This is a genomic window from Micromonospora sp. WMMB235 (assembly GCF_001855515.1).
Taxonomy (GTDB): Bacteria; Actinomycetota; Actinomycetes; order Mycobacteriales; family Micromonosporaceae; genus Micromonospora; species Micromonospora aurantiaca.
Map to the genome: position 1 here is coordinate 1,951,016 of NZ_MDRX01000001.1, position 26,968 is coordinate 1,977,983.

Sequence of the window (26,968 nt, forward strand, 5' to 3'; positions counted from 1 at the left end):
TTCCGAGCACCCTGCCGACGTCCTACCCCTGTCACCCCCTAAGTCGTCCCCAGTTCGGAGCGCCGATCGGGTGGTGGAGCGGGCCCGCGGGCCGATGATGGGGCGACCCCGCAGACCGTCGAGTCCCGTGCTCCACCCGCCCGTCAGCCGAGGTGCCGTCGTTGGAACGCTGCTGGTTGTTCGCCCGTTCGGCCGTACCGGCCGACGGCTGCCCGGGCACGCGGCTGACCGAGCTGGTCGGCACCGTCCTGACCGGTCTGGTCGCCGCCGCCCGCCGGGCCGATCCCGGCATGAACTGGTTCTTCGACCCGGAGGGCTCCCCCGCCGAGCGTCTGAGCCTCGGCTTCCATGCCGTCCCCGCCGCGCTCGACGCGGTACGGGCGGGGCTGCTCGCGTACGACCCGGGAGCGTCCCTCGCCAGCGACCGGCGCGTCGTGCGCGACCCCGCCCGGGGCGGCCCGCTCGCGTTCGCGGGCAGCGAACTGGCCCTCACCCTGCTCGGCGGGGACGTGCCCTGGCTGGCCGGCGGCGAGCTGCCGCTGGCCGTGGCGCACCTGCGACACCTGACCGGGCTGATGCCGGCGGCCGACCGCCTGGCGTTCCTCTTCCTGCACTGGCAGGAGCGCAGCCAGCGGCTCACCGGCGCACAGCGGCGGGACCTGGCCGCGCAGGCCGATGACGGGGCGGAGAAGATCGTCCTGTCGGCCGGTGACCTACCGCTGGGCGGGGATGTGGCAGTGGCGTGGCAGCGCTACCTGGACCGGGTGACCGACGTGGTGGGCCACGACCACCCGACCGCGCCGTCCGGCTTCCTGCTGGCGCACCACGCGCAGCTCACCCACGATCGGTGGGGCATCCGGCCGGAGGTCGACTCGCTGGCCGCGCTGGCGCTGCGCCTGTCGATGGTGCGGGGCCGCCCGGCCGCGACCGCGCCGGTCCGCGTTCCGCAGAGGAGGCAGCAACCACATGCACGCGCCGGTACCTGACCGTCCCGCCGCCGGCGAGCCGGCCCACGTCGAGGTGGCGCTCGGGGAACGGTCGTACCCGGTGCTGATCGGTCCCGGCGTGCGCCACCGGCTCCCGGCGGAGGTGGCGCGGACCGGCGCCCGACGGGTCGTGGTGGTCTCGGCCCGGCCACCGGAGTGGACGCCCGACCCGGGCGTGCCGCACCGGGTGGTGCCGGCCCGCGACGGCGAGCACGACAAGAACCTGACCACTGTGGAACAGCTCTGCCGAGCGTTCGCCGAGTTCGGGCTGACCCGGACGGACGCGGTGGTCTCCTGCGGCGGCGGCACCACCACGGACGTGGTCGGGCTGGCCGCCGGTCTCTACCACCGGGGCGTCCCGGTGATCCACTTGCCGACCTCGCTGCTGGCCCAGGTGGACGCCAGCGTCGGTGGGAAGACCGCCGTCAACCTTCCGGAGGGCAAGAACCTCGTGGGCGTGTACTGGCAGCCCCGGGCTGTGCTCTGCGACACCGAGCACCTGGGGACGCTGCCGCAGCGGGAGTGGCGCAACGGGTACGGGGAGATCGCCCGGGCGCACTTCATCGGTGCCGGCGATCTGCGTGACCGGCCGGTGGCGGAGCAGATCGCCGCATCAGTGGCGTTGAAGGCCCGGGTGGTGGCCGCGGACGAGCGGGACTCCGGCCTGCGGCACATCCTCAACTACGGCCACACGCTCGGGCACGCGTTGGAGCGGGCCACCGACTTCGGCCTGCGCCACGGCGAGGCGGTCGGCGTCGGCACGGTCTTCGCGGGCCGGCTGGCCGGCGTCCTCGGCCGGGTACCGGCCGAGCGGGTGGCCGAGCACCACGACGTGGTGGCGGGCTACGGGCTCGACACCACGCTGCCCGCCGGCGTCGACCACGACGAGCTGATCGCGCTGATGCGCCGGGACAAGAAGGCCACCTCGGGCCTGTCCTTCGTCCTGGACGGACCGGGCGGAGTCGAACTGGTCACCGACGTCCCCGAGGTCGCTGTGCGTACCGCACTCGCCGGCATGTGAGGCCGGCACCGTCCGGTGCCCGTTCGCCGGCCGGCGCCGCGGGGCGGCCGGGCCGGCGAACGGATGACGAGCCGCCGGAGCCGAGCCCCGGATCGGCGCGTCAGCTACCCAGGGCCCGCTGGATCTGCGCCACCAGCACGCCGCAGGCGTACCGGTCCGCGGCCCCGACCATGCCGACAATGGTCGCCGGCAGCGGGCCGTTGTCCGTCTCCGCCGGGTCGTGGTGCATGAACACGACGAACTGCCCCCGGTCGATGAACGGTGCGAGGATCGGTTCGGCGTCGACGCCGGGGGCCAGTGAGAAGAACGTGGTCATGGCGCATGGATGCTGGTCCAGCAGCGAACTGCGGTGCAGCAGCGAGGTGGTGGCCCCGCTGACCCGGAAGTTCGGGTCGATGACCCGCAGGGCGCCGTCGCGGCCGATCCCGGCGTCGAAGGAGCAGTAGCCCCGGTACCCGAGCTCACTGGCCTTCCGGACCCCTACGGTCAGCGCTTCGACCAGCTCCTCCGGGGGCTGGTCGTCGTCCATCACACAACCGACCCACGTCGAGGTGGGCTGCGGCAGGTGTACGGACGAACCGAAGTAGTGCACCGCTCCGCTGTCGGTCACGCCGAACTGGATACCCCAGATGGTCTGGAAGGGCACCTCCTCTTCGACGATCCACTGCTCGCTCACCTGTTCCAACTGGTTGAACAGGGAACGGTTCCGCCGGTCCCGCAACCGACGGGTGAAGATCGCAATTCCGCTGGACACCTCGACCCCGGCCGGTTTGATGACCGCCGGCCGGCGGTCGCGCGCCACGATACGGCGCACTTCGGCGGGGGTGGCGACCTGCCGGCGGGGCAGATACTCCGGCGCAACCAGAGTCTCCAGCACGGTCTTGTTGTTGAGGCGGGCGAGCAGATCTGCGGGCACCCGGGCGCGAGCGGCCCGCAGTCGCGGGTCATGCGGAGGAAACTGGAACTCCAGCATCTCGCCCCGCTCGACGGCTTCCCGCGCGTACCGCACCGCCTGCGCGCCGGAACGGAATGCCCGCAGGTCGCTGGGCGTCTTCAGACCACTCCGGCTGAGCAGACGCAGCGACTTGTCCGCGCTGGAGCCGGTGCTGCAGATCGCCGCCGACTGGTGCGGAAGGGTCAGGTGCAGACCCGTGATCATGTCCAGGCCGTTGTAGAGAGCGGCGCCCGCGCCGGCGAGATAGGGGCTGTCGGCGGTGGCCGACGGGTCGGGCGGCCGGGCCAGGACCACCCCATCGTGTGCGAACACCTGTACCTGGATGGGCACCTGCATTTAGTCTCCTGACATGCCGGCCCGGTGCGGGCCTCGGGGTGGCGGTGAAACCGGTGCGCCACGGCCACGAACAGCGGAGAACGTGGCCGAAGGGGTGCGCTCCCGGTCCTGATCCGGCCGCTCGGCCGCGAGAGCCGGGCGTGCCGCGTGCACCGACCGGACGGTCGTGAGCTGGACCGGCCGGGAAGCCGGCTGGCTTATGGCCAGCGTTGCGGCGGCGAGGTGCACACCGCCGGTCAGCGGCTGAGTTTCCAGCCACCGACCGGCGTCATGATCGAAAGATCATAGTCACTATGCATTGCCCCGGGATGGGCCAGACAGGCGAACGCGAACGGCTCTTTCGCCGCCGAAGCCGCCGATACTCCTAGCGGGGCCATCGACTCGGGCTGACCGAAAAGCTGTTCTTCAGAAGGGCTGGAGTCGCCGGACGGCGCTGTCGCAGCCCGCGCTGTCGAGTGCCCGGATCCGGACGGCCACGCCCCCTGCCAGCTCACATCGCCGGCCCGGCCTCGACGCGGCCGGCGGGCACCGCCGACACGTCCCAGGCCTGCCCGGGGAGGAGATCTCCGGCTGATGCGCTAGGGGTCGACGTGCCGATCTCTAGGGGTGTACGCCACTCCACAGCGCTTCGTATGGTCGGGCCCCATCGGCTCGTCGTTCCCACTCTCAGCGCACCGGATCGGGTGGCCCGCGAGCGGTGCCGCCCGTCAACGCGTCTCGCGCCAACCCCGCCGTCCGGCGTGCGGCATCCCGGCTGACCGATCGTCGCGGCCCTGCGCCTTTCGGTCGTCCCCTTTCGATCGGAGGTCGAGCTGTTGTCTGTCGGGTTCGATGGCGCCCAGGCCGCGGACGGCGCGGTTGCTCTGGAGCTCGTGGGGGACCTGCGGAGGCCGGCGGTGTGGCCCGCGCGGGCGGCCTCGGTGCACCGGGTACTGCCCGCCTGGCCGTCGCGCGTGACACCGGCCGGGCACGTCGTGGTGGCGGGGCTCGTGGCGGTCCTGGCCCGCTGGACCGGCCAGGACGAGGTGGTGCTCGGGCTGGCCCCGGCCGGCGGGGTGGTGGCGCGGGTGGACGTCTCGGGCGACCCGGGATTCGGGGAGTTGGCGGCGCGGGTGGGACTGGCGTGGACGGCGCCGGTGGCGGTTCCGAACCGGCCGGACCCGGTGGCGGTGGAGTTGGCCGACGGCCCGGTGGCGGAGACGGGACCGGCCGCGGTGGACGTCGACATGGTGGTACGCGTGGCGGCGGACGGGTCCGTGCTGCGGGTGGACTACGCGGTGGAGGGATTCTCCGCGCAGTTCGTACAGGGACTCGTGGATCAGGTCGTCGTGCTCGTCTCCGCCGGGACGGCGGCGCCGCAGGTAGCCCTGTCGAGGTTGCCGTTGCTGGACGCCGCGGAACGGGAGCGGTTGCTGACGTGGGGACGCGGCCCGGTGCGGGAGATCCCGGGTGAGCCGATCCACGAGCTCGTGCTGGGCTGGGCGCAACGGTCGCCGGAGGCGGTGGCGGGTGTCGCGGGTGACGAGGTGCTGACGTACGGGGAACTGGATCGCCGGTCAGGACTGCTGGCGGCGTACCTGCGGTCGGTGGGTGTCCGTGCCGGTGACGTGGTGTCCGTGGCGCTGGAGCGCGGGTTGTGGTCGCTGGTGGCCGCGATGGGCGTGCTGCGGGCGGGTGCCGCGTACACGCCGATGGACGTGTCGTGGCCCGCGGAGCGGATGCGGGTGCTGCTGGCCGACCACGGCGCGCGGGTGGTGTTGACGGTCGGTGCGGTAGCGCCCCGGATCCCCGCCGGGGACGGGGTCACGGTGGTGGCGCTGGACGACGGCTGGCCTGCGGTACCGGCCCGTGCGGCGGCGGATCTGCCTGTGGTGCCGGTGGACGCTCCGGCGTTCGTCATCTACACGTCGGGTTCGACAGGCACGCCGAAGGGCGTGGTGCTGTCGCACGAGAGGCTGACGAACTTCCTGGCGTGGATGACCGACGAGTGCGCCATCGGCCCCGGCAGCCGGATGCTGCACTCGGCGGCACCGGTCTTCGACGCCGCGTTCGGGGAGATGTTCGCCGCGCTCACCGGCGGGGGTTGCGTCGTCGTGTGCCCGCGCGACGATCTGCTCGACGCGCGCCGGCTCACCGACCTGGTCAACAGCCACGGCGTCACGCACACGTTCGGCCCGGCCACCAACATCGCCCCGCTCGACCCGGCCGCCTGTCCCGGCCTCCGCTGCATCATCTTCGGCGGCGAGGCCGTCCCGCCGCGGTTGGCCCAGCGGTGGCTGACGGCGGGCACGCGGGTGGTCAACGCGTACGGGCCGGCCGAGATCGCCGTGGCGTGCACCTGGTTCGACGCGTCGGCCGGGTGGGGTGGCGCGTACGTACCGATCGGCTGGCCGATGCCGAACCGGCAGGTCCGCGTCGTCGACGCGAACCTCGACCTCATGCCGGCCGGGGTTCCCGGGGAGATCCTGATCGCCGGCTTCGGCGTCGCCGACGGTTACCTCAACCGCCCCGAACTGACCGCCCAGCGGTTCGTCACCGACCCGTACGGCGGCGGGCTCGCCTACCGCAGCGGCGACCTGGGGAGATGGAACAGCGCCGGCGCACTGGAGATCCTCGGCCGGATGGACCACCAGGTGAAGGTCAACGGCATCCGCATCGAGCTGGGCGAGATCGAGAGCATCCTCGCCCAGCACCCGGAGGTGGAGACCGCCGTCGTCGTCCGCCGCGAGGACCGGGGCGTGGCCCGACTCGTCGCGTACGTCACCGGGCGCGACGGCCGCACCCCGGCCACCGGCGACCTGCGCAACCACGCCACGGCCCACCTGCCCAGCTACATGGTCCCCGCCGCCGTCGTCACCCTCGACCGCTTCCCTCTCGGCGGCACCGGCAAGATCGACCGGAATGCCCTTCCCGCACCCGGCGCCCAACGCCCCGACCTCGGCGTGCCGTACGTGGAGCCGGCCACCGAGGGCGAGCGCCTCGTCGCGGAGGTGTTCGCGAGCGTGCTCGGCATCGAGCGGGTCGGCACCCGCGACAGCTTCTTCCACCTCGGCGGCACGTCGTTGCAGTCCGCAGCCGTCGCCACAGGCATCGACGAGGCCGCCGACGTGGTCGTGCCCGTCTCGCAGATCCACCGCACCCCCACCCCGCACGAGCTGGCCCGGTGGCTCGCCACCGCCCCCCGCCGTACGGACACCGGCTCGACCGCCGGACAGACCCGGCAGCGCCCGGGACCGGTCCCGCTCGCGCAGCAGGTGGCGAAGTGCCTGATGTCGCCGCTGGAGGTCGTCGTCCCGGTCACCTGGTGGATCGAGGGTGAGCTGGACCTACGGGCCCTGATGGCCGCCCTCGGCGACCTACACCACCGCCACCAGGCCCTGCACGCCCGCTACCGGCGCACCGACCCACCAACAGCAATCATCCCACCCAACCCCGGCATGCCCCAGCTACGGCTACTCGCCGACGCCGCCACCGAACACGACGCCCTCGACCAACTCGCCGAAGCAGTACAGCAACCACTCGACTACACCCAGGGCCGCAACTGGCGCGCCGCCCTGATCCGAAACAAAACCACCAACCGAATCCTGTTCGGCATCGGCATCCACCACATCGCCTTCGACGGCTGGTCATACGGACTACTCGTACGAGACCTCAGCCACGCCTACACCGCACGACAAGCCGGCCACACACCCACCTGGCAACACCCCGCACCCACACTGCACCAGTCCTACGACGAATACACCCGCCTACGCGACGCCGCCGACCTGCAAACCCAACGAACCTACTGGCGCGAACAACTACGCGACCTGCCCCGCCAAGGCACGGGCCCGGCCACCGCGCCCCTGGAACAGGCCCTCGCCTGGGGACCGAAGGCGGGCCACACCGTCACCGTCACCCCCGAGGTGCTCGACCGCTGGGACCGGGCCGCCCGCGACCACCGCTTCAGCCGCTCCAGCTACTTCGTGGCGGCCTTCGCCTCGGCGCTGCGCGCCATCCATCAGCAGGACGACATCGCCCTGCTGATGGTGGTGGCCAAGCGCGGCAGCCGCGTCCTCGACTCCGCGTTCACCACCCGGCTCAACCTCAACTGCGTGCGGGTGCGCTTCGACGGGCCGCAGGACGACAAGCTGGTCCTGCGGGTCGACGAGACGATCCGCGATCTCATGCGGGCCCAGGACGTTCCCTTCGCGGAGACCGCCGACGATCCCGCCGCCGGGCTCTCCGGCGAGGTGGTCGCGAGCCTGCCGACGTTCGTGTTCCAGGACAACGTGGTGGTGCCGCTGGAGCTGCCCGGCTGCCGGGCCGAGGAGGTCGTCGACCCGTACGCCCGGGAGGTGCCCAACGGGCTCACGGTCGAGGTGCTGCCCCGCGTCGACCATGCTCTCCTGCGCGTCACCATCCGCACCGACTACCTGCCGTACAGCTTCGCCGAGGAGCTGAACCATCACATGCTGCGCTTCCTCGAAGACGGGCCGGCGGGTACACCCACCGCCGACTGACCGTCCGCCTTTGCGTACCGGACCGCTCGTCGTCGCGTGGCACGCGGCCCGTTGTCCCGAGAGTTCGTGGTTGTCCCCTCCGGCGCGCCCCTCTGGGTGGCGCCGGCCCTGATCGGAGGCTGGCTCAATGTCTGTCGGAATCGTCGGTGCGCAGGCCACGGATGTCGCTGGGCCCGGCTTCGAGATCCTCGACCTGATGGGGGACCTGCGCCGGCCGGCCGCGTGGCCGGCCCGGGCGGCCTCCGCGTACCGGCCGGTCGACCTGCCCGTCCCGGCGGGGGCGCGCTCCCCCGGCGCGGTGCTGCTGGCCGGTCTGCTGGGGGTGCTGGCCCGGTACACCGGCCAGGCCGAGGTGGCGGTCGGTCTGTCGTCGGGCGGCGTGCTGCGGGTCGACGTCGCGGATGAACCGGGCTTCGGCGAGCTGACGTCGCGGGTGGCCGCGGCGCTGACCGGCCCGGTCACGCGTGACACGGGCGCGGCGGGGCCGGTGGTGGTCGGGCTGGTGGACGCCCCGGTGGCCGAGGTGGGGCCGGACGTGGTGGACGTGGACATCGTGGTGACCGTCGCGGGGGACGGGTCGGCGCTCCGGGTGGACTACGCTGCCGACGGCTTCTCGGCGGACTGGGTGCGGGGTCTGGTGGACCAGACCGTGTCGTTGCTGTCGGCCGGGGTCCGCGAACCCGGAATGCCGCTGGGCGCGCTGCCGCTGCTGGACGCGACCGAGCGCGAGCGGCTGCTCGCGTGGGGCCGGGGCCCGGCCCGCCCGGTGCCGGGTGAGCCGCTGCACGAGCTGGTGCTCGAGTGGGCGCGACGCACGCCGGACGCGGTGGCCGGAGTCGCCGCCGGGGAGGTGCTGACGTACGCGGAGCTGGCCCGTCGCTCGGGGGCGCTGGCCGCGCAGCTACGGTCGATGGGCGTACGGCCCGGGGACGTGGTGTCGCTGGCGTTGGACCGCAGCATGTGGACCCTCGTCGCCACCCTGGCGGTGCTGCGCGCCGGGGCGGCGTACACGCCGATGGACGTGTCCTGGCCGGCGGACCGGATGCGGATGCTGCTGGCCGACCACGGCGCTCGGGTCGTCCTCACCGTCGGCGAGGTCGCTCCGCGTGTCCCCAGACCTGACGGCGTACGGGTCGTCGCCCTCGATGTCGACTGGCCCACCCTTGCGGCGGCCGAGGCGGCCGACCTGCCGGTGGTGGCCCCGTCCCGGCCGGCGTTCGTGATCTACACGTCCGGCTCGACCGGGACACCGAAGGGTGTCGTGCTGACCCACGAGCACCTGACGAACTTCGTCACCTGGATGCGGGAGGAGTGCGCGGTCGGCCCGGACAGCCGCATGCTCCATTCCTGCTCCCCCGTCTTCGACGTGGCCCTCGGCGAGATCTACACCGCGCTGACCTCCGGCGCCCGCGTCGTCGTCAGCTCCCGCGACGACCTGCTCGACGCCCGCCGGTTGACGGAGCTGATCGCCAAGGAGCAGGCCACCCACGCGTTCTGCCCACCCACGAACCTCGCCGCCGTCGATCCCGCCGACTGCCCCAGCCTGACGTGCGTGACCCTCGCCGGGGAACCCATTCCGCCCCGCATGGCGCAACGCTGGACGGCCGCCGGTGCCCGCCTGATCAACGCGTACGGGCCCGCGGAGGCCTCCGTCGCCTGCACCTGGTTCGACGCGTCCAAGGGCTGGCCCGGCGCGTACGTGCCCATCGGCCGGCCCATGCCCAACCGGCAGATCCGCGTCGTCGACGCCAATCTCGACCTCGTCCCCATGGGCGTCCCCGGCGAGATCCTCATCACCGGCGCCGGCGTCGCCGACGGCTACCTCAACCGCCCCGAACTGACCGCCCAGCGGTTCGTCACCGACCCGTACGGCGGCGGGACCGCCTACCGCACCGGCGACCTCGGCCGGTGGAACGCCGCCGGAGCGCTGGAGATCCTCGGCCGGATGGACCACCAGGTCAAGGTCAACGGCATCCGCATCGAACTCGGTGAGATCGAGGCGACTCTCGAACAACACCCGGACGTCGGCACCGCCGTCGTCACCCGTCGCGAGGACCAGGGCACCGCCCGGCTCGTCGGCTACGTCACCGGACGCGACGGACGCGTCCCCGTCACCGCCGACCTGCGGGCACACGCCGCCGCCGTGCTCCCGCCCTACATGGTTCCCGCCGTGATCATGGTCCTGGACCGGTTCCCCACCGGCGGCACCGGCAAGATCGACCGACGGGCGCTACCGGAGCCGGGCTCGCGCCGTCCCGATCTCGACGTGCCATACACCGAACCGGCCACCGACTCCGAACGCCTCGTCGCGGGGATCTTCGCGACGGTGCTCGGACTGGACCGGGTCGGGGCACTCGACGGGTTCTTCCACCTCGGCGGCACCTCCCTGCAGTCCGCCGCCGTCGCTGTCGCCCTCGACGAGGCCGCCGACGTCGCCGTGCCCGTCTCGCAGATCCACCGCACCCCCACCCCGCAGGGGCTGGCCCGCTGGCTCGCCACCGCCCCCCGCCGCCCCGGGGCCGAGCCGGCGCCGTCCGTCACCGGCCGTCCCGGCCCGTCGAAGCCCGTCCCGCTGACCCCGTCCGTCGCGAAGTGCGTCGTGCTCCCCTTCGAACTGGTCTGCCCGACCACCTGGTGGATCGAGGGTGAACTGGACCTACGGGCCCTGATGGCCGCCCTCGGCGACCTACACCACCGCCACCAGGCCCTGCACGCCCGCTACCGGCGCACCGACCCACCAACAGCAATCATCCCACCCAACCCCGGCATGCCCCAGCTACGGCTACTCGCCGACGCCGCCACCGAACACGACGCCCTCGACCAACTCGCCGAAGCAGTACAGCAACCACTCGACTACACCCAGGGCCGCAACTGGCGCGCCGCCCTGATCCGAAACAAAACCACCAACCGAATCCTGTTCGGCATCGGCATCCACCACATCGCCTTCGACGGCTGGTCATACGGACTACTCGTACGAGACCTCAGCCACGCCTACACCGCACGACAAGCCGGCCACACACCCACCTGGCAACACCCCGCACCCACACTGCACCAGTCCTACGACGAATACACCCGCCTACGCGACGCCGCCGACCTGCAAACCCAACGAACCTACTGGCGCGAACAACTACGCGACCTGCCCCGCCAAGGCAAGGGCCGGCCGCAGGAGATCCTGGAACAGACCCCGACCTGGGGCCCCAAGACCGGGCACATCGTCGCCGTCCCGCCCGAGCTGGTGCGGCGCTGGGACCGAGCCGCCGTCGAACACCGCTTCAGCCGTTCCACCTACTTCGCCGCCGCCTACGCCTCGGCGCTACGCGCCATCCACGGGCAGGACGACATCGCCCTGCTGATGATCGTCGCCCAGCGCGGCAGCCGCGTCCTCGACTCCGCCTTCACGAGCAGGATCAGCAGCAACTGTCTCCGGGTCCGGTTCGGCGGCCCGGAGAAACACCTGATGCGGGGCCTCCAGCAGGCCGCGGACGACCTGATGGCCGCCCAGGACGTCTCCTTCCTGGAGATGGTCACCGACGACCCGGTCCTCGACCTGCCCCGCGAGGTGATCAACAGCCTGCCCTCGTTCGCCTACCAGGACAACCTCGTCCTCCCGCTGGACCTGCCCGGCTGCCGGACCGAGGAGGTCGTCGAACCGTACGCCCGGGAGTGGTCCGGTGCCTGCGTCGCCGAGGTGCTGCCCGGCGACGAGAGTGTCCTCCTGCGGGTCACCATCCGTACCGATCTGGTCCCGGCCCCCGTCGCCGAGATCCTGGCCACCGGCATGCTGCGCTTCCTGGAAGCCGGCCCCGAGGCGGTCAGCGACACCCGCTGACCGCCGCTTGCCGGCAGGCTCGGCGGCAGCGCGCCGTGCGGCCCGCGCGAGCAGCCCGGCGCGCTCCGGTCCGGGTCAGTGGACGAGGGCCGCCGGGCAGTGCGCGAGCAACTCCGCCGGGGCGTGCACGACCAGGTCGGGGCCGGCCGCGAGCAGCGCCGCGATGTCCCCGCCGTGCCACGTCGTGGCGACGGCCGTCGCCCCGGCGTCCCGGCCGCTGAGCAGGTCGATCACCGCGTCGCCCACCATCATGGCCTCGTGCGGCGGCACGTCGAGGTTGCCCAGTGCCTGGAGCACGATGTCCGGGGCAGGCTTGGGACGGGCCACCTCGTCGGAGCCGATCACCTGGCCGAAGAGGCCCAGCACGCCGAGTTGGTCGAGCAGGGAGCGGGCCCGCGGGCCGGCCTTGCCGGTGGCGATCCCCATTCGGATGCCACGCGAGTGCAGGGTCTCCAGGGTCTCCCGGACGCCGGGGAAGAGCGGCACGAGGTGGGCCATCCGGTAACTCTCGCGGACGAACGGCTCCTCCATCTCCAGGGGCAGCCCCATCAGGCGCATGATGTCCGGGAAGTACCGGCCCATGTGCCGGTTGTACTCCTCGAACGGTGCCGGCCCGTCGCCCACCACCTCGGCGTACGCGATGCTGAACGCCTCACGCATGACGGCCGAACTGTCGACGATGACGCCGTCGAGGTCGAACACGACCGCGCGGATCGGGCCGCGCGCCGGCGACGGCGGGGTCACCTCGACTGTGGACGATGGACGGCTCATGGCTGCTCCCGGAAGGGGTTGGGGCCGACGGTGGTTCTCACCCGGCGCGATGGCCCACCAGTGCGTGCTGGCGCTCCGGCCGGGTGGGCCGGGCGCACTGGTAGATCCGTTCGATGATGTCGATGGTCCGGCGGGCCTCGACGACGGCCGCGCCCCGGACGGCCGGGTCGGCGAGCAGCCCGGGCAGGGCGTCGAGCTGGTGGTCGTACTCCGCGCCGATCGGCTCCCCGGGCAGCGGCAGCCGCGCGGTCCGGCCGTCGCGGGTACGCGTCAGCACCGGCGTGGGCTCCCGGTTGGGACTGAAGCCGAACGTGCAGCGCAGCGTCGCCGACCCCGCGGCGCCGTGCACGGTGACGGTGGTGCGGTCCAGCGACTCGTGCGAGGCCCAGCAGGCGTGCAGGGCGACGGAGGCGCCGGTGTCGGTGAGCAGGAAACCCCGGGCGGTGTCCTCGACGTCGCCGGGAACGTGGCCTGCGGTGTCGGCCCCGCCGCGCCAGGCGGCGTGGGCGGCGCTGTCGTTGACGAAGTCGTCCGAGACGCTGCCGATCGCGTGAGTGACCCGGGCCGGGCCGAGCAGCGGCAGCACCGTGTCGAGCAGGTGCCAGCCGAGGTCCACCAGCGCACCCCCGCCGGACTGGTCGCGGCGGGTGAACCAGCCGCCCGCGTCGGGCACCCCTCGGGCGCGAACCCAGGCCACATCGACGTGCCGGATCGGGCCCAGCCCGCCGGCCACGTCGGCCAGCGCCCGGATGTCGGCCCGGTAACGGGCGGCGCTGCCGGCCAGCAGCACCGCGCCGCCGTCGCGCTCCGCGTCGGCCAGGATGCCCGCCTCGGCGGAGGTCAGGCAGACCGGCTTCTCCAGGAACACCGGTACGCCCCGGCGCAGCAGCCGGACGGCGACGACCGCGTGCAGGTGGTTCGGTACGGCGACCACCGCCAGGTCGACCGTTCCGGCGGGCAGGTCCTCGACGTCGGCGTACGCGGACGCGACGGCGTGGGTGTCGCGGGCCTGATCGCGCACCACGGGCTGCGGGTCGACCACGGCGACCACCTCGAAGCCGGGGTGTGCGGCGAGCCGGGGCAGCCAGATCTCCCGCCCGGCCCAGCCGAGGCCGACCACCGCGACCCGCACCGGCCGGCCGGCAGCGGCCGGGGGCCGGGCCGTCATCCGGCGAGGACGTCGGCGAGCACGGCGGCGATCTCGTGCATCTGCTGCTCCGTGCCGAGCAGGGTGCGGTGGTGCAGCCAGACGCAGTCGGAGTGGATCTGCTCGGTGTTGGGGCAGCGGGCCGCGATCGCCTCTACCGACTCGTCGGACGCGCCGGCCATCCAGAAGCCCTCGCACCGGTAGATCGCCCGGAACGCCACGAACGCCGGGACGCCCCGGGCGATGAGCGCGTCCACCACGGCACGGCGGCGCTCGATGCCGATCCCGGGGACACGGAACATCGCCATGTAGTGCGGGTTGCGGTCGGTGCGGGGGTCGGTCGCCTGCGGGACGACGCCCGGGATCTCGGCGAGCAGGCTCGACAGCAGCGGCCAGCGCTGCTCGCGCAGCGCGATCTGCTCGTCGAGGCGGGTCAGCTGGGCGCGTAGCACAGCGGCGGTGAACTCGCTCATCCGGTAGTTCGAGCCGGTGGTGCTGTGCAGGTATTCGCGGTCGGTGCGGGGCCGGCCGCAGCTGTGCACGAGGAATGCCCGCTCGCGCAGTTCCTCGTCGGGGAAGACGACCGCTCCGCCCTCGCCGGCGGTCATGAGCTTGCCGTTCTGGAAGCTGAAGGCGGCCACCGAGCCGAGCGCGCCGGCCCGCCGGCCCCGCCACTGCGCGCCGTGGGCGTGTGCCGCGTCCTGCAGCAGAGCCACCCCGGCGTCGGCGGCGAGCTTGTCGAGCGCGTCCATGTCGGCGAACTGCCCGGCCATGTGCACCGGCATGATCACCTTGGTACGGGGGGTGATCGCGGCCTCGACGGCGGCGGGGTCGACGCAGTAGGTGTCCAGGTCGACGTCGACCGGCACGGCGACCGCGCCGAGACGCTGCGCGGCCAGCGAGGACGAGATGAACGTGAAGGCCGGGACGATCACCTCCGTACCGGGGCCGACGCCGAGCACCTCCAGCGCGACTTCCAGCGCGTGGGTGCCGTTGGTGACGGCGAGCGCGTGGGGGCTGCCGTGGTAGTCACCGAACTCCCGCTCGAAGGAGTCGACCTCACTGCCGCCCATCCGCCACCACTGACCCTGTTCGAGGGCGCGGATCAGTCCGGTTCGCTCCTCGTCGCCGTACTGCGGCCACTCGGGGAACTCGGACACCGTCGAGGGCTGACCACTCATGACTTCCCACTTCCCAACTCGGGCAGACCAGGGGCTTCGACTGACCATCGGGCGGGACGACCCGAGACCGCCGGTACGCGGTCCGGGCACAGCGGAGCACCGGATGGCCGCGCGGTACGTGACGCCTCCGTCCGGAGCCGGCGGCGTCGCTCAGCAGGGAGGACGGTAACCGACGCGGATACGCGGTCACCGCCCCTAACAGCCCCTAGCCACCCCTTAGTCCACCCGCGCCTCGGGCGCCGCCGGTTCGCCGGGAGCCGTTGGCGTAGTAAGACTGCGGTGACCAGTCATCAGGCTCTGCGGGACCAGGGCCGTGCCCCACGAGGTGAAGCGTGTCGGACGTACTGCTGCTGAACGGCCCGAACCTGGGCATTCTCGGCCGGCGGGAACCGGAGATCTACGGCACCGACACCCTGGACGACATCCAACGCGCCGTCGGCGAGGAGGTCGCCACCCGGGGCTGGGGTGTGGTCGCCGAGCAGCACGACTGCGAGGGTGCGCTGATCCGCACGATCCAGAACAGCTACGACACGGTGGGCGCGATCGTCAACCCGGGCGCCCTGATGATCGCGGGCTGGAGCCTGCGCGACGCGCTGGCCAACTACCCCCGGCCCTTCGTCGAGGTGCATCTGTCCAACGTGTGGGCGCGGGAGAGCTTCCGGCACGACTCGGTGATCGCCCCGCTGGCCAGCGGGGTGATCGTCGGGCTCGGAGCGCTGGGCTACCGGCTGGCCGCGCGCGCCCTCACCGCGACCGTCCGATGACGACCGGGCACCCCGCCGTCCAATGCCGTGGGCGCCGGCGTGCCGGCAGCGCGGTCGTCCGCACGTCCCGACTCTTCCCGAAGGACCTCACGTGGAGATCTCCGTCCTCGTCCTGACCCTCGTCCTCGCCGCCGTGTTCGTGGGCACCGCCGTGCCGAAGCTCACCGGGCAGGCACAGATGCGCGAGCGGATGGACCACCTCGGCGTCTCGCCGGGGCTGACACGCGCGCTGGGGGTGCTGGAACTCGCCGCGGTCGCCGGGCTGCTGCTCGGCCTGCTCTGGCCGCCCCTTGGCATCGCCGCGGCGATCGGTCTCGCCCTGCAGATGGCGGGCGCGGTCGTCTACCACTCCCGGGCCAAGGACCCGGCCGCGACGATCCTGACGCCGGTGATCTTTGCCGTGGCCGCCCTCGCGCTCGTCTACCTGCACGTGCGGCTGGGCTGAGGCCGGCCGTGTCCGGTCCGCAGCGCCACGGCGGCGTCCTCGGCATCGACGTCGGCGGCACCAAGGTCGCGTTGCGCGCGGAGGCGCCCGGGCAGCCGGCGTACGACCGCACCTTCCGCTGGCCCCGGACTGCCGACCCGGCCGCCGACCTGACGGTGCTGGCCGTCGAGGTGGACCGGCTGCGCGACCGGTGGGGACCGGTGGACGCGGTCGGGGTGGCCATGCCGGCGACCACTGACACCGGTGGCACCGTCACCACCTGGCCTGGGCGCCCCGGCTGGGTGGGCCTCGACCTCACCGGCGCGCTGCGCCGCCTCTTTCCCGACGCGGCAACCGCCGTCGCCGACGATGGTGATCTCGCCGCCCTTGCAGAGGCGCGCTGCGCCGGCGCGGACGACGTGGTCTACCTGGGGGTCGGCACCGGGATCGGCGGTGGCGTCGTACTGGCCGGCCGGCCGGTGCCGGGCCGGTCCTCCGCCGAGATCGGTCACGTGGTCGTCGCTCTCGATGGTGAGCGCTGCGACTGCGACCGGCATGGCTGCCTCCAGTCCATCGCGTCCGGCCCCGCCACCCTGCGCCGTGCTGCCGCCCGCCGGGGCGGCGAGGTGGGCTTCGATGACCTGCGGGCCGGACTCGACGGGCGCGAGCCCTGGGCGGTGGCGGCGGTCGAGGAGAGCTGCCGGGCGCTGGCGGCGGCGGTGGTGAGCCTCGGCGAGATCCTCGATCCGGCGCTGGCGATCGTGGGCGGCGGGTTCGCCGCCGGCCTGCCCGGCTTCGTGCCGCTCGTCGCGGAACGGGCACGCCGCGCCGGCCGGCCCGGCCGTCCGGCGCCACCGGTGCGTCCCGCCGCCCTCGGCGGGCTGTCGTCCCTGCACGGCGCGGTGGAGCTGGCTCGTGACCTGACCGGCACGCCGGCTCCCGCGCGCCCCACCCCCATCGCGTAGAGGAGAGCAGCATGGTCAGGATCGGTGTCATCGTCGGCAGCACGCGACCCGGCCGCAAGGCCGACGCCGTGGCCCGCTGGGTGCGCGACGTCGCCGCCAAGCGGGGCGACGCCACTGTCGAGCTGGTCGACATCGCCGACTACGCCCTGCCACACTTCGACGAGGTGCTGCCACCGTCGATGGCGCCGTCGCGACGCCCCGCCGTACGCCGCTGGGCGACTACCGTGGCCGGATTCGACGGCTTCGTCTTCGTCACGCCGGAGTACAACCACTCCATCCCGGGCGCACTGAAGGATTCCCTCGACTTCCTCTACCAGGAGTGGCAGCACGCCGCCGCCGGACTCGTCAGCTACGGCGTGCACGGCGGCACCCGGGCGGCGGAGCACCTGCGGCTGGTGCTCGGGCAGCTCGGCGTCGCCGACGTCCGCTCCCAGGTCGCGCTCTCTCTGACGACCGACTTCGTCAACTTCCGCGACTTCCGGCCGGCCGCGCACCACGAGCAGGCCCTCGGCACCATGCTCGACGAGGTGGTCGCCTGGGCCGGCACACTGCGGACGCTGCGCCGGGCCTGACGCCGCTGCGGCTGCGCGGGCCGGTGACGGGGGTCGGGCATCCAGCGTCGACCCGCCCGCTCGGCACGGCACGGCACCGGTCGCCTGGGTCCGTGGCCGGGCCCCGCCCGGTCGTGAGCCAGGGGGGCGGGGCTGCCCGCTCAGGCTCCCGGTGCGACGACCAACCGCTCCGCGGCGACCTGCGCCGCGTCGGTGCGTACGACGCCGGCGAACTCGCGGGCGCGGGCGGCCACCTCCGGCCGCAGCGCGGCGCCCAGAGCCTCGGTCAGCGACTCGACGGTCGGCACGGAGCCGGGGTGTGCGGTGCCGATGCCGAGCGCGGACACCCGGCGCGCGAAGTAGTGCTGGTCGTACACCTGCGGTACGACGACCTGCGGCGTCCCGGCCCGCGCGGCCGTGGTCGTGGTGCCCGCGCCGCCATGGTGGACCACCACGGCCACCTCCCGGAACAGGTCCTGCTGGTTCACTTCGCCGACCACCAGGCAGTCGGGGGACCGGTCGACCGGCGAGAGCGGCGCCCAGCCCCGGGAGACGACCAGCCGGCAACCGACCGCGCGCACGGCCCGCACGGCCGTCTCCAGCAGACCCGGGGGTGCGGCGACGCTGCCGAATCCGACGTAGACGCACGGCCCGCCGGCGTCCAGGAAGGCCGTCAGCTCGGCGGGCAGGGCCCGCTTGTCGGGCAGGAGCCAGGCGCCCGGTTGGTAGACGGCCGGATCGGCGACGTCCGGCCAGGGTGCCAGGGTCGGGTCGGTGGCCAGCCACGGCCGGTCGGTGTGGATGTGGTCGCTGACGTCGTCGACCGTGCCCAACCCCACCGCCGACCGCAGCGCGTTGAGGGGCGCGGCGAAGGTGTCGTTGACGTGCCGCAGGTTGGCGGCCCACAGGTCGCTGTTGTCGGCCGACGCGGGCGCCGGGACCTCCCCGAACACCGGCAGCGGCAGCGGGGGGTGGTGGGGTGAGGGAAGGGCCGCCGGGCAGAGCGCCGCGAAGACGTACGGGATGCCGCGCTTCTCCGCCACGGTGCGGGCGGCGATCTGGAGGCCCGTCGACGCGACGAGGACGTCACAGTCCCGGGCTGCGGCCGACAGCACCTCGAACTGGATGCCGATGGAGGACTCGGCGAGCTTGCGTACCTGCGCGGGCGAGGGTTTTGGCACGGCGGCCCGCGACCTGGGCGCCGCCGACCTGCGCCAGGGCGGGCCGACGGGCACGAAGGGAATCCTGAAGCTGGCCACCCAGCGGGCGAAGTCGGGCGGGGCGCAGAGGCGGACCTGGTGGCCGAGGGCCGTCAACCGCGACGCGAGCGCCACCAGTGGTTGGACATCGCCGCGCGACCCGAGAGTCGACAGCAGTACGCGCATGATACTCGCCTTTCCGTCTTTTGCCCCGGATCCGGGCGCGGCTGGGCCAGGCCCGACAGCGTTGTCGGGCCTGGCCGCACCGTCGATCTGCTATCCCCGCGTCGTGGAGCGCCCCGGCACCAGGGCAGCGGGTCGCGCTCTGGCGGCGGTCTGAGCGGGTACCCGGCGCGCGCCGGGCGCGGGTCGGAGGGGCCGCAGGATCAGTACGTGGCCGAGCCCCTCGACCGCGCGCAGCTCGGCCGCGCAGGCCGCGGCCTGCGCCTGGCGCAGGTAGTCCAGCGTCTGCGGGTCGGCGGCGCACATCCCCGGCGTCGAGTCGGCGGTGGCGACCAGGTGGACCTCGCCGGCCAGCAGCAGCGAGGCCGAGATGAACTGGCAGAGTTCCGGCCACAGCAGGTACCGCCAGAAGTCCACGCTGATCACCGCGTCCAGGCTGCCCGGCGGCATGGGCGGGGCGACGCCGAGCAGGTGGAAGTTGGTCCGCCCGATGGGTGCGGCGTAGTCGTAGGTCAATGCCGAGGTGGGCAACCCGGAATCGGCGCGGCCGGTGCCGATCCAGAGCGTGCGGTGCCCCCGCACCTGGCCGGCGAGGCGCGCGGCGGCGGGCCCGATGGCGCAGGCCGACCGCTCGACGCACTCGTCGATGAGCGCGCGATAGTGCAGGATGCGCCGGATCGCCTCGTACCCCATGACGGCGGTAAGGAACTCCCACTCCAGGCACGGATAGAGCCGGGCCGCCTGCTGGAAGTTGGCCTTCATCTCCATCCAGTTGCGGGTGATGTTCTTGTGGTGCGGCAGGTGGACGACCCGGGCGTCGTCGTCGTAGCCGAAGTTGACGCCGTCGGGGAGGCTGCGGTCGACGCGGTAGAACAACTCGACGTCCTCCACGCCGTAGCTCAGACCGAACGCCTCGCGGTAACCACCGACCTGCGCGAAGTGAGCGCTGGTCAGCGAGATGTTGTGCGTGTAGGCGATGACCCAGCCGGCCCGGAGCCACTCGCCCCCGTCGTCGGGAAGCCCCGTGGCGAACCGCAGGTCGCCGCCGTGCGGGAAGGCGCGTGCGACCGCGTGCGACTCCCCGGCCAGCACTGCCGGCAGGTCAGCGAGGCCGATCTCGTCCCGCCGGCCGATCAGCACCGCCGCGTTGCCGGGCACGCTGTGCCAGGCGAGGTGCCGCTCCAGCAGGTCGGGCACCGCCCACGAGTCGGCGTCGAGGAAGACCAGCAGAGGTGCGCAGGCACGGCGCGCCCCCTCGTTGCGGGCGACGGAGCGGCCCTTGCGCTCGGCGAGTTCCAGCACGCGCAGGCGGAGACCGGCACCCTCGGCGAGCGCCTCGGCGTACCCGTCGGACGAGCCACCGTCCCGGACCACGATCACCTCGAAGCGTTCCGGCGGCAGCGTCTGCCGGGTCAGCGCCCTGAGGGTCAGCGCGAGGCACTGCGGATCCTGGTAGGTCGGCATCACCACGCTCAGCGCCGGAGGGTTGGTGGGCAGCGACATGGCGATCCTCTCCGTCAGACGATCTTGCCGTCGGGGGGCGGCGACATCGTCAGACGATAACGCTCCGCGACGACATCCTTACGCATCAATAGGGGTCTATAGGGGTGCACTGTCCCGACATGACAGTCGCCGCCTGACCGGAACCTACCCACGCGCAGGAGCAGCAGCCGCGATAGGAAGCAGAGGGTTAGATCAACCCGATTCGGCCGGCGAACTCACGTACGCCTGGCAGGTTGCGGCTGTCGCGGCCGAGGAGTTCGGTGGTGAGTTGCTGCGCCCATGGCCGGTAGCGGCCACGCCGTCAACAACGCTCATGGTCACTGCAACGAGTTGATGTGCCGTACGCGGCCATGAACATGTCCAGCAGTCCGTCGACCGCGTTCTCGTCGATGGGGCGGGTTGACAGCAGCCAGCGGTAGTAGAGAGTGCCGCATAGCACCTCGGCGGCGAATTCCAGGTCCGCTCCTGGGGCGAGTTCACCGGTGCGCTGAGCGCGGGTGATCCGGTCGAGGGTGCTCTGCTCGACGGTGGCCAGGAACCGTTCGTGCAGGGTCGCCCGTAGCGTGGAATCGGCCTGCGCCTCGGCGATGACTCCGCGGTAGACGGGGCCGATCGGCGGGCTGGATAGGGCCAGGCTTGAGCGTAGGAACTGTTCGCGCAAATCCGCACGGACGTCCCCGGCGTTGCGGTAGTCCAGATCGCTGGTCCACACGAGGCTGAGCGCGTCGAGCAGCAGGGCCGCGATGGACGGCCAACGCCGGTAGATCGTGTGCTTTCCGACCCCGGCCCGCCTGGCGACCGCCTCGATGCTCAGTCCCGCGTAACCGACCTCCCCGGCCAGATCGAGGGTCACTCGCAGCAGTTCTTCAGTGCGTGCAGCGCCCCGGCGCCGTGGCGTGGCAGGCGTGTCGGTCATGCCGCGATCCTATCGGCACACGGCGTGCCGTTGACAATGCAGCGGGCTGCGTGCGACATTAGGCCCCGATCGGCACGGTGCGTGCCGATGGAGGAGTGTGGTGGCATGTCGCCACCCGCGGGCCCAGGAATGCGCCTCATCAAATCCGCAAGGAGTGATCTGCCATGAGCAGCACCGAAAACAGTGAGCACGAAGGATTCGCGGCCGAGGAGCGGGCCGCGATGAGGACCACGCCCAGGAGTTGAAGAAGGCCGTGCGCCGACGGCCCGCAACCTGTCGGCGACGGCCGACCACCGGATGGCCGCAGCGGCCAAGCCCGACTTCGAGCCGGTAGGGGTGCTGCACCAGGTGAAGGCGCCCACGCTGGTCATCGAGGGCGGCCACGAGCCGGTCAAGCCGGGGCACGGCACGATCATCCCGAGCAGATCCCGGGAGCGCGGCTGATGATCGTGGCCGGCATAAGCCACATGCTGCCGCCGGAGGCGCACGAGGAACTGGTCGCCGCCATCCTCGCGCACACGGCGGGACGACACGATCAAAGATCGATCGAGATGAATCATCATGATCTCACCCGGCAACGCGCCGCTGGGTGAGGAATCGTCAACCGAGGCCAGAATCCACGGAAATGGGGAGTAGCGAAGTGCGTGTGCTGTTGACCGCGTGCGGGGCACGCGGGGATGCGACGGAAGCTTACGAGCGGAGTCGCCAGTGATGAACGCCGACGTGGTCATTGTGGGCGCCGGTCCGACCGGGCTGATGCTAGCCGCTGAGCTGCGTCTGGCCGGTGTGCGACCGCTGCTGCTGGAGCGGCAGCCGCAGCGCCGGGACACCCCCAAGGCCGGTGGTCTCGGCGGGCAAATCCTGGAGCTGCTGCGCTACCGGGGCTTACTGGAACGCTTCGAAGCCGCCTGCCCCGGCCCCGGCCTCGCCCCCCGGTTCCCGTTCGGCGGCGTGCACCTGGACTTCACCCATCTGCCGGATCCCCCGCTGCACGCCCTGCCGCTGCCGCAACCGCTGCTGGAGCGGCTGCTCGATGAACGCACCGGCGAACTCGGTGTCGACGTCCAACGTGGGCACGAGGTGATCGGGGTAAGCCAGGACGAGGCCGCGGTGACCGTGGAGGTGCGGGGCCCGGACGGGCCGTACCGGATCAACGCCCGCTACCTGGTGGGCTGCGACGGCGCGCGCAGCCGCATCCGCGACTGGGCTGGCATTGGCTTCCCCGGCACCACCTATCCGGAGGTCAACCGGCTGGCCCAGGTCACCCTGCCCGACACGGTGACCGTGCTCGGCAACGGCGATCTCGACGTGCCCGGCTTCGGCACCATCCGCGCCGGTTTCACCCGCACGGACCACGGCCTGCTCGGCGTCGGCTCATCGCCCGACTCCAAGGTCGTCTCGGTCTACACCATCGAAGACGAGAACACCGAATACGACGACGACGTCTCGATGACCGTCACCGAACTGCAGGACAGCGTCCGCCGCGTGCTCGGCGCGCACCTGCCGGTCGCCGAGGCGCTTCGGCTGTCGCGCTTCACCTTCAAGGCCCGCCAAGCCGAGCGCTACCGGGCCGGGCGGACCCTGCTGGCCGGGGATGCGGCGCATCTGTTCCCGGCCACCGGGGTAGCCCTCAACGCCGGCATGCTGGACGCGGTCAACCTGGCCTGGAAGCTGGCCGCCGACCTGCACGGCTGGGCGCCGCCCGGCCTGCTGGACACCTACCACGGCGAACGCAGCCAGGCCGCCGCCCGAACCATGCTGCACACCCGCGCCCAGGTGGCACTCCGGCGCGGGCACGACGCGGCCGCCGAAGCACTGCGGGAGGTCTTCTCCGAGCTGCTCACCGACGAGCAGCCGCTGCGTCGCATGGGAGCGCTGGTATCCGGTACCGACATCCGTTACCCGATGCCCGGCGCCGGCCACCACCCGCTGGCCGGCACCTTCGCCCCCGACCTCACCCTGCACACCGACCAGGGCGTCACCAGCCTCGCGGAGCTCATGCCTGGTGCGCGGCCCGCCCTCCTCGACCTCGCCGACCGGCCGGACCTGCGCGAGGCCGCCCGGGACTGGCGGCATCGCGTCGACCTCCACACCGCCAAGACCGACGATCGACCGGCCGACGCGCTCCTGATCCGGCCGGACGGCCACATCGCCTGGGCCGCGACCCTCGATGAACCCGCCGACACCGCCGCGCCCGCGCTGCGCGAAGCGCTCTCCGGCTGGTTCGGCACACCCTGAAACGACGACCAGATCGCCCACGCTCACGGATGCGGGGCCCCTGACCTTGGCGTCCAGAGGAACTCAAGGGATGTTTCGCAAGCCTCAGCGACGCGGGCGCAGCCCGTTGAGAGCGGTCTCGACGATACTGTCGGCATAGTCGGGGGTGAGCGCTCTGCTGCGCTGGAGCCATCGGTTGAGCAGGGGCCCCCAAAGCATGTCGACGGCCACGTCGAGGTCGAGGTCCTCGGCCAGCTGCCCAGCCCGCTGGGCGCTGCGCAGTCGTTGTTTCTTCAGTTCTCTCATCGGGCTGTCCAGCCGTTCGGCGTAGAGAGCGGCGAGTGTCGAATCATGGGTGATCTCTGTGTTCAGGGCGCGCATCGGCTCGTCGTAGCGCGGATCGTTGAGTTCCTCGATCGTGGCTCGAAGTACCCCCTTCAGGTCTGCCTCCAGATCACCAGTGTCGGGCAGGGCACTCCCTCCGCCGTCTGGTTGCTCGCTGAGCATGAGGAAGGAATCGAAGAGGACCGCCCCCTTGGAGGGCCACCAGCGGTAGATCGTTTGCTTGCCAACACCCGCCCGGGCTGCGATGCCCTCGATGCTCAGCTTGGCGTATCCCACCTCCTGCACCAGCTCGAAGGCTGCGGCGAGGATGGCCCGCCGGGAGGCTTCGTTCCGGCGGGTCGCGTTGGAGGGGGACGTGCGGTGTGTCGTCATACCGCAACCCTAACAAGCTAACTAGACGAGACGGTCCGTCTTGACCCAGCGCAAGGGGAGTTGATACCGTCGCCATTATTACGAGACGGACCGTCTCGTCTAATCAACGCAGCCGATCGGAGTCCTGCATATGCACACCCCGGATAGCGCCTCCTCCCGCACCTGGTTCATCACCGGAGCCAGCCGCGGCCTGGGCCGTGCGTTCGCTCTCGCCGCACTGGAGCGCGGCGATCAAGTGGCCGCCGCCGCCCGCACCATCGCCCGGCGGGACTTCGACGACCGGTACGGAGATCGGCTACTTGCCCTTCCCCTGGACGTGACCGACCGCGACGCGGTGTTCGCCGCCGTGAACGCCGCCGTCGAGCACTTCGGTCGGCTCGACATCGTGGTGAACAATGCTGGGACCATGTCCTCGGGCATGGTCGAGGAGTTCACCGAGGCCGAGGCGCGCGCCCAACTGGAGGTCAATCTCTTCGGGGCGATGTGGGTCTGCCAGGCCGTCCTGCCGCACCTGCGGGCCCAGTCATCCGGTCACATCGTGCAGGTCTCCAGCATCGCCGCCCTCGGCGGTTTCCCGAGCACCGGCATGTACAGCGCGAGCAAGTTCGCGCTGGAGGGCATGAGCGAGGCACTGGCGGCGGAGGCCGCGCCGTTCGGTATCAAGCTCAGCATCGTCCAGCCCGGCGGCTACTGGACCAACCTGTACACCAGCATGACGACGACGGCAGCCTTGGCGGAATACGGCCCGTTGCGCGCCGAGCTGGAAAAGCACTGGGCCGAGGGCTCGATCGACAGTGAGCCGCGTCTGGCCGCCGACGCGCTGCTGAAGCTGGTCGACAGTGAAGACCCGCCGCTGCGGCTGCTGCTCGGCAGCATGGTCTACGACCTGGCCTTCGACATCTGCCAGCGGCGGATGGAGACCTGGGCTGCCTGGGAGCAGGTCAGTCGCGCTGCCGAGCACGCCGTGCCCGCCCCCGAAATCGCTAGTTGACCGAAGGACCGGCGTCAACACCGGCCTTTCCGGCACCAGAACCGCCGCACCGCCAACTCCGGCAGCGACAGTCCACTCGACCGCGCCGACATCAGGAGGACGCTTATGCGCATCGGTCATCCCTCATCCGACACTCAACTCGCCCTGTCCGGCGTCACCAAGCGGTATGACGACAGGATCGTGCTGAACGAGGTCTCGCTCACGGTCAAGCCCGGCGAAAAGGTCGGTGTGATCGGCGACAACGGGTCCGGAAAATCCACTCTGCTGCGCCTGCTCGCCGGACGAAGCCGACCCGACAACGGCTCCGTCACCGTCGCGGCGCCCGGTGGCGTCGGCTATCTGGCCCAGACCCTGGACCTGCCCGGAACGGCCCTCGTCGGCGACGCCGTCGATCTCGCGCTGGCGGACCTGCGCGACCTGGAGCGCCGGATACGGCAGGCCGAGTTCGGCCTGGGTGAGGCCACGCCCGTCGAGCTGGCCCTCTACGGCGAACTGGTCGCCCGGTTCGAAGCCCGCGAGGGATATCAGGCCGACACCCGGGTCGAGATCATGCTGAACGCACTCGGCCTGCCCGGACTGGACCGCAACCGCCTGCTCGGCACCTTGTCGGGCGGGCAGAGGTCCCGGCTCGCGCTGGCCGTGACCCTGGCCGCAGCTCCCGAGGTGCTGCTCCTCGACGAACCCACCAATGACCTCGACGACCAGGCCGTCGCCTGGCTGGAGAGCCACCTGCGAAATCACCGGGGTACCTTGATCGCGGTCACTCACGACCGGCTTTTCCTGGAGCGGGTCACCTCCACCATCCTGGAGGTAGACCACGATCTGTCCACTGTTCACCGTTACGGCAACGGCTACACCGGATTCCTGGAGGCCAAGGCGGCGGCCAAGGCACGCTGGGCGAGAGAGCACCAGGAGTGGCGCGCCGAGTTGATCCGCCAGGAAGGGCTGGCTGATTCTCATGCGAAACGGCTGGCCGCCATCCCGCGCAAGGCCCCGGCCGCCTTCAGCGGGGCGGGCGCGTTTCGCGCCAGATCACGGGCGCACGGGGCGATGAGCAGGATCCGCGGCGCTCGTGCACGGCTGAAACGGCTCCATCTGAACCGAGTTCCGCCGCCTCCGCCGCCTTTGCGGTTCACCGCCCACGTCACCGTTGCCGACATCGGCACCGCCGGCCCTCTCGTGGAACTGACGGACGTGCGTGTCGGCGAGCGCCTGTACGTCGAGTCACTGCGAATCCAACCGGGAGCACGCCTGCTGGTGACCGGACCCAACGGAGCGGGCAAGACCACGCTCCTGCGCGTCTTGGCCGGCGAACTCGCCCCCGACACCGGCACAGTCCGCCAGGCTCCCCGCGTGGGTCACCTGCGTCAGCAGAACGGCATGGTGTACAACGCAGGCACGGTCCTGGAAGCGTTCGCGGCAGGGCGACCGGGAGATCCAGCCGAACACGCCGATGCGCTGCTCGCGCTGGGACTGCTCCGCGCCACCCATCTCGCCTCGCCGGTCAAAGCTCTCTCTCCCGGACTGCGTCGCAGGCTCGAACTCGCCCGCATGGTCAGCGAACCGGCCGATCTGCTGCTCCTGGACGAACCCACCAACCACCTGTCCCCAGACCTGATAGACGACTTGCAGAATGCTCTGACCGATTACGAGGGTTCGCTCGTCATCGTCACCCACGACCGGCGCATGCGGGCTGCCTTCACCGGCTCCCACCTAGAGCTCAAGGCGGGCAGGGCGACCCTGCCCCACATCGCTGTGTGACCACGACGGGGCCCGCTCGTCGTTCACAAGCACATCCTGGCTGACCCGGGCA

Annotated in this window: 21 protein-coding genes; 13 read left to right on the forward strand and 8 right to left on the reverse strand. The window is 71.9% G+C overall.

Features of this window, described 5'->3' with window-relative positions; all coding sequences use genetic code 11:
* Nucleotides 1–152: 152 nt before the first annotated feature.
* Both BFV98_RS07755 and BFV98_RS07760 read left to right on the forward strand, forming a co-directional pair.
* Nucleotides 153–986, forward strand: coding sequence for a hypothetical protein (locus BFV98_RS07755; RefSeq protein ID WP_232236800.1), 834 nt, complete (start codon nucleotides 153–155; stop codon nucleotides 984–986).
* Nucleotides 967–2,007, forward strand: coding sequence for a 3-dehydroquinate synthase (locus tag BFV98_RS07760; RefSeq protein ID WP_071095650.1), 1,041 nt, complete (start codon nucleotides 967–969; stop codon nucleotides 2,005–2,007). The genes BFV98_RS07755 and BFV98_RS07760 overlap by 20 nt, the downstream gene beginning before the upstream one ends.
* Before the next feature lie 100 nt (nucleotides 2,008–2,107).
* On the opposite strand, the gene BFV98_RS07765 is transcribed toward BFV98_RS07760, so the two are convergent.
* Nucleotides 2,108–3,298 carry a hypothetical protein gene (locus BFV98_RS07765; protein WP_013477288.1) on the reverse strand — a complete coding sequence of 397 codons (1,191 nt, stop codon included), beginning with the start codon at nucleotides 3,296–3,298 and terminating at the stop codon, nucleotides 2,108–2,110.
* Between the two features lie 896 nt (nucleotides 3,299–4,194).
* Between BFV98_RS07765 and BFV98_RS07770 the strand changes: the two genes are divergently transcribed.
* Together BFV98_RS07770 and BFV98_RS07775 are read left to right on the forward strand one after the other, a co-directional pair.
* Complete coding sequence (locus BFV98_RS07770) at nucleotides 4,195–7,797, forward strand: amino acid adenylation domain-containing protein (protein WP_304441948.1); 3,603 nt, start codon at nucleotides 4,195–4,197, stop codon at nucleotides 7,795–7,797.
* A 127-nt stretch (nucleotides 7,798–7,924) separates the two neighbouring features.
* Nucleotides 7,925–11,626, forward strand: a complete 3,702-nt coding sequence (locus tag BFV98_RS07775; protein WP_071095654.1) for an amino acid adenylation domain-containing protein — start codon at nucleotides 7,925–7,927, stop codon at nucleotides 11,624–11,626.
* A gap of 75 nt (nucleotides 11,627–11,701) precedes the next feature.
* Here the strand turns inward: BFV98_RS07775 and BFV98_RS07780 are convergent, their stop codons facing one another.
* Genes BFV98_RS07780 through BFV98_RS07790 form a run of 3 tightly spaced genes read right to left on the reverse strand, consistent with a single transcriptional unit; the run spans nucleotide 11,702 to nucleotide 14,725 of the window.
* Entirely contained in the window at nucleotides 11,702–12,397 is a 696-nt protein-coding gene (locus tag BFV98_RS07780; protein ID WP_013477291.1) for an HAD-IA family hydrolase, read from the reverse strand.
* Between the two features lie 37 nt (nucleotides 12,398–12,434).
* Entirely contained in the window at nucleotides 12,435–13,565 is a 1,131-nt protein-coding gene (locus BFV98_RS07785; RefSeq protein ID WP_071095656.1) for a Gfo/Idh/MocA family protein, read from the reverse strand.
* Complete coding sequence (locus BFV98_RS07790; protein WP_013477293.1) at nucleotides 13,562–14,725, reverse strand: DegT/DnrJ/EryC1/StrS family aminotransferase; 1,164 nt, start codon at nucleotides 14,723–14,725, stop codon at nucleotides 13,562–13,564. The genes BFV98_RS07785 and BFV98_RS07790 overlap by 4 nt, the downstream gene beginning before the upstream one ends.
* Before the next feature lie 332 nt (nucleotides 14,726–15,057).
* Here BFV98_RS07790 and BFV98_RS07795 point away from each other — a divergent pair, with 332 nt between their 5' ends.
* The 4 genes from BFV98_RS07795 (at nucleotide 15,058) to BFV98_RS07810 (ending at nucleotide 17,450) form a co-directional block, all read left to right on the forward strand.
* Nucleotides 15,058–15,489 (forward strand): type II 3-dehydroquinate dehydratase, encoded by a 432-nt coding sequence (locus BFV98_RS07795; protein ID WP_013285616.1) that lies wholly within the window; start codon nucleotides 15,058–15,060, stop codon nucleotides 15,487–15,489.
* 91 nt (nucleotides 15,490–15,580) lie between these two features.
* A complete protein-coding gene (locus BFV98_RS07800) occupies nucleotides 15,581–15,934 on the forward strand; it encodes a DoxX family protein (RefSeq protein WP_013285615.1) in 354 nt (117 codons plus the stop codon).
* An 8-nt stretch (nucleotides 15,935–15,942) separates the two neighbouring features.
* Complete coding sequence (locus BFV98_RS07805; protein ID WP_013477294.1) at nucleotides 15,943–16,878, forward strand: ROK family protein; 936 nt, start codon at nucleotides 15,943–15,945, stop codon at nucleotides 16,876–16,878.
* An 11-nt stretch (nucleotides 16,879–16,889) separates the two neighbouring features.
* Nucleotides 16,890–17,450, forward strand: a complete 561-nt coding sequence (locus BFV98_RS07810; RefSeq protein WP_013285613.1) for an NADPH-dependent FMN reductase — start codon at nucleotides 16,890–16,892, stop codon at nucleotides 17,448–17,450.
* A 140-nt stretch (nucleotides 17,451–17,590) separates the two neighbouring features.
* On the opposite strand, the gene BFV98_RS07815 is transcribed toward BFV98_RS07810, so the two are convergent.
* From BFV98_RS07815 to BFV98_RS07825, 3 genes are all read right to left on the reverse strand, one after another.
* Nucleotides 17,591–18,814, reverse strand: a complete 1,224-nt coding sequence (locus BFV98_RS07815; RefSeq protein ID WP_013285612.1) for a glycosyltransferase — start codon at nucleotides 18,812–18,814, stop codon at nucleotides 17,591–17,593.
* A gap of 90 nt (nucleotides 18,815–18,904) precedes the next feature.
* Nucleotides 18,905–20,314 (reverse strand): glycosyltransferase family 2 protein, encoded by a 1,410-nt coding sequence (locus BFV98_RS07820; RefSeq protein WP_013477295.1) that lies wholly within the window; start codon nucleotides 20,312–20,314, stop codon nucleotides 18,905–18,907.
* Nucleotides 20,315–20,615: 301 nt separating this feature from the next.
* Nucleotides 20,616–21,230: a TetR/AcrR family transcriptional regulator gene (locus tag BFV98_RS07825; RefSeq protein ID WP_071095658.1), complete on the reverse strand. Its 615-nt coding sequence runs from the start codon at nucleotides 21,228–21,230 to the stop codon at nucleotides 20,616–20,618.
* Nucleotides 21,231–21,527: 297 nt separating this feature from the next.
* Here BFV98_RS07825 and BFV98_RS32215 point away from each other — a divergent pair, with 297 nt between their 5' ends.
* The 3 genes from BFV98_RS32215 (at nucleotide 21,528) to BFV98_RS07830 (ending at nucleotide 23,468) form a co-directional block, all read left to right on the forward strand.
* Nucleotides 21,528–21,674 carry a hypothetical protein gene (locus tag BFV98_RS32215; RefSeq protein WP_176921682.1) on the forward strand — a complete coding sequence of 49 codons (147 nt, stop codon included), beginning with the start codon at nucleotides 21,528–21,530 and terminating at the stop codon, nucleotides 21,672–21,674.
* Entirely contained in the window at nucleotides 21,674–21,823 is a 150-nt protein-coding gene (locus BFV98_RS32220) for a hypothetical protein (RefSeq protein WP_176921683.1), read from the forward strand. Before BFV98_RS32215 ends, BFV98_RS32220 begins: the two co-directional genes overlap by 1 nt.
* Before the next feature lie 118 nt (nucleotides 21,824–21,941).
* Nucleotides 21,942–23,468 (forward strand): FAD-dependent monooxygenase, encoded by a 1,527-nt coding sequence (locus BFV98_RS07830; RefSeq protein ID WP_030274345.1) that lies wholly within the window; start codon nucleotides 21,942–21,944, stop codon nucleotides 23,466–23,468.
* Nucleotides 23,469–23,552: 84 nt separating this feature from the next.
* Here BFV98_RS07830 and BFV98_RS07835 read toward each other — a convergent pair whose 3' ends face one another.
* On the reverse strand, nucleotides 23,553–24,164 hold the full coding sequence (locus tag BFV98_RS07835; protein WP_071095660.1) for a TetR/AcrR family transcriptional regulator: 612 nt from the start codon (nucleotides 24,162–24,164) through the stop codon (nucleotides 23,553–23,555).
* Between the two features lie 130 nt (nucleotides 24,165–24,294).
* Between BFV98_RS07835 and BFV98_RS07840 the strand changes: the two genes are divergently transcribed.
* Nucleotides 24,295–25,155, forward strand: a complete 861-nt coding sequence (locus tag BFV98_RS07840; RefSeq protein ID WP_030274350.1) for an SDR family oxidoreductase — start codon at nucleotides 24,295–24,297, stop codon at nucleotides 25,153–25,155.
* A 105-nt stretch (nucleotides 25,156–25,260) separates the two neighbouring features.
* Nucleotides 25,261–26,916: a ribosomal protection-like ABC-F family protein gene (gene abc-f / locus BFV98_RS07845; protein ID WP_030274352.1), complete on the forward strand. Its 1,656-nt coding sequence runs from the start codon at nucleotides 25,261–25,263 to the stop codon at nucleotides 26,914–26,916.
* Nucleotides 26,917–26,968 lie beyond the last annotated feature (52 nt).

What these genes read in the sequence shown, in the direction of transcription:
- BFV98_RS07760 (WP_071095650.1), top strand. Translation starts at nt 967, where the DNA reads ATGCACGCGCCGGTACCTGACCGTCCCGCCGCCGGCGAGCCGGCCCAC.
- BFV98_RS07765 (WP_013477288.1), bottom strand. Translation starts at nt 3,298, where the DNA reads ATGCAGGTGCCCATCCAGGTACAGGTGTTCGCACACGATGGGGTGGTC.
- BFV98_RS07775 (WP_071095654.1), top strand. Translation starts at nt 7,925, where the DNA reads ATGTCTGTCGGAATCGTCGGTGCGCAGGCCACGGATGTCGCTGGGCCC.
- BFV98_RS07780 (WP_013477291.1), bottom strand. Translation starts at nt 12,397, where the DNA reads ATGAGCCGTCCATCGTCCACAGTCGAGGTGACCCCGCCGTCGCCGGCG.
- BFV98_RS07785 (WP_071095656.1), bottom strand. Translation starts at nt 13,565, where the DNA reads ATGACGGCCCGGCCCCCGGCCGCTGCCGGCCGGCCGGTGCGGGTCGCG.
- BFV98_RS07790 (WP_013477293.1), bottom strand. Translation starts at nt 14,725, where the DNA reads ATGAGTGGTCAGCCCTCGACGGTGTCCGAGTTCCCCGAGTGGCCGCAG.
- BFV98_RS07810 (WP_013285613.1), top strand. Translation starts at nt 16,890, where the DNA reads ATGGTCAGGATCGGTGTCATCGTCGGCAGCACGCGACCCGGCCGCAAG.
- BFV98_RS07815 (WP_013285612.1), bottom strand. Translation starts at nt 18,814, where the DNA reads ATGCGCGTACTGCTGTCGACTCTCGGGTCGCGCGGCGATGTCCAACCA.
- BFV98_RS07820 (WP_013477295.1), bottom strand. Translation starts at nt 20,314, where the DNA reads ATGTCGCTGCCCACCAACCCTCCGGCGCTGAGCGTGGTGATGCCGACC.
- BFV98_RS07825 (WP_071095658.1), bottom strand. Translation starts at nt 21,230, where the DNA reads ATGACCGACACGCCTGCCACGCCACGGCGCCGGGGCGCTGCACGCACT.
- BFV98_RS32215 (WP_176921682.1), top strand. Translation starts at nt 21,528, where the DNA reads ATGGCCGCAGCGGCCAAGCCCGACTTCGAGCCGGTAGGGGTGCTGCAC.
- BFV98_RS32220 (WP_176921683.1), top strand. Translation starts at nt 21,674, where the DNA reads ATGATCGTGGCCGGCATAAGCCACATGCTGCCGCCGGAGGCGCACGAG.
- BFV98_RS07830 (WP_030274345.1), top strand. Translation starts at nt 21,942, where the DNA reads ATGAACGCCGACGTGGTCATTGTGGGCGCCGGTCCGACCGGGCTGATG.
- BFV98_RS07835 (WP_071095660.1), bottom strand. Translation starts at nt 24,164, where the DNA reads ATGACGACACACCGCACGTCCCCCTCCAACGCGACCCGCCGGAACGAA.
- BFV98_RS07840 (WP_030274350.1), top strand. Translation starts at nt 24,295, where the DNA reads ATGCACACCCCGGATAGCGCCTCCTCCCGCACCTGGTTCATCACCGGA.
- abc-f (WP_030274352.1), top strand. Translation starts at nt 25,261, where the DNA reads ATGCGCATCGGTCATCCCTCATCCGACACTCAACTCGCCCTGTCCGGC.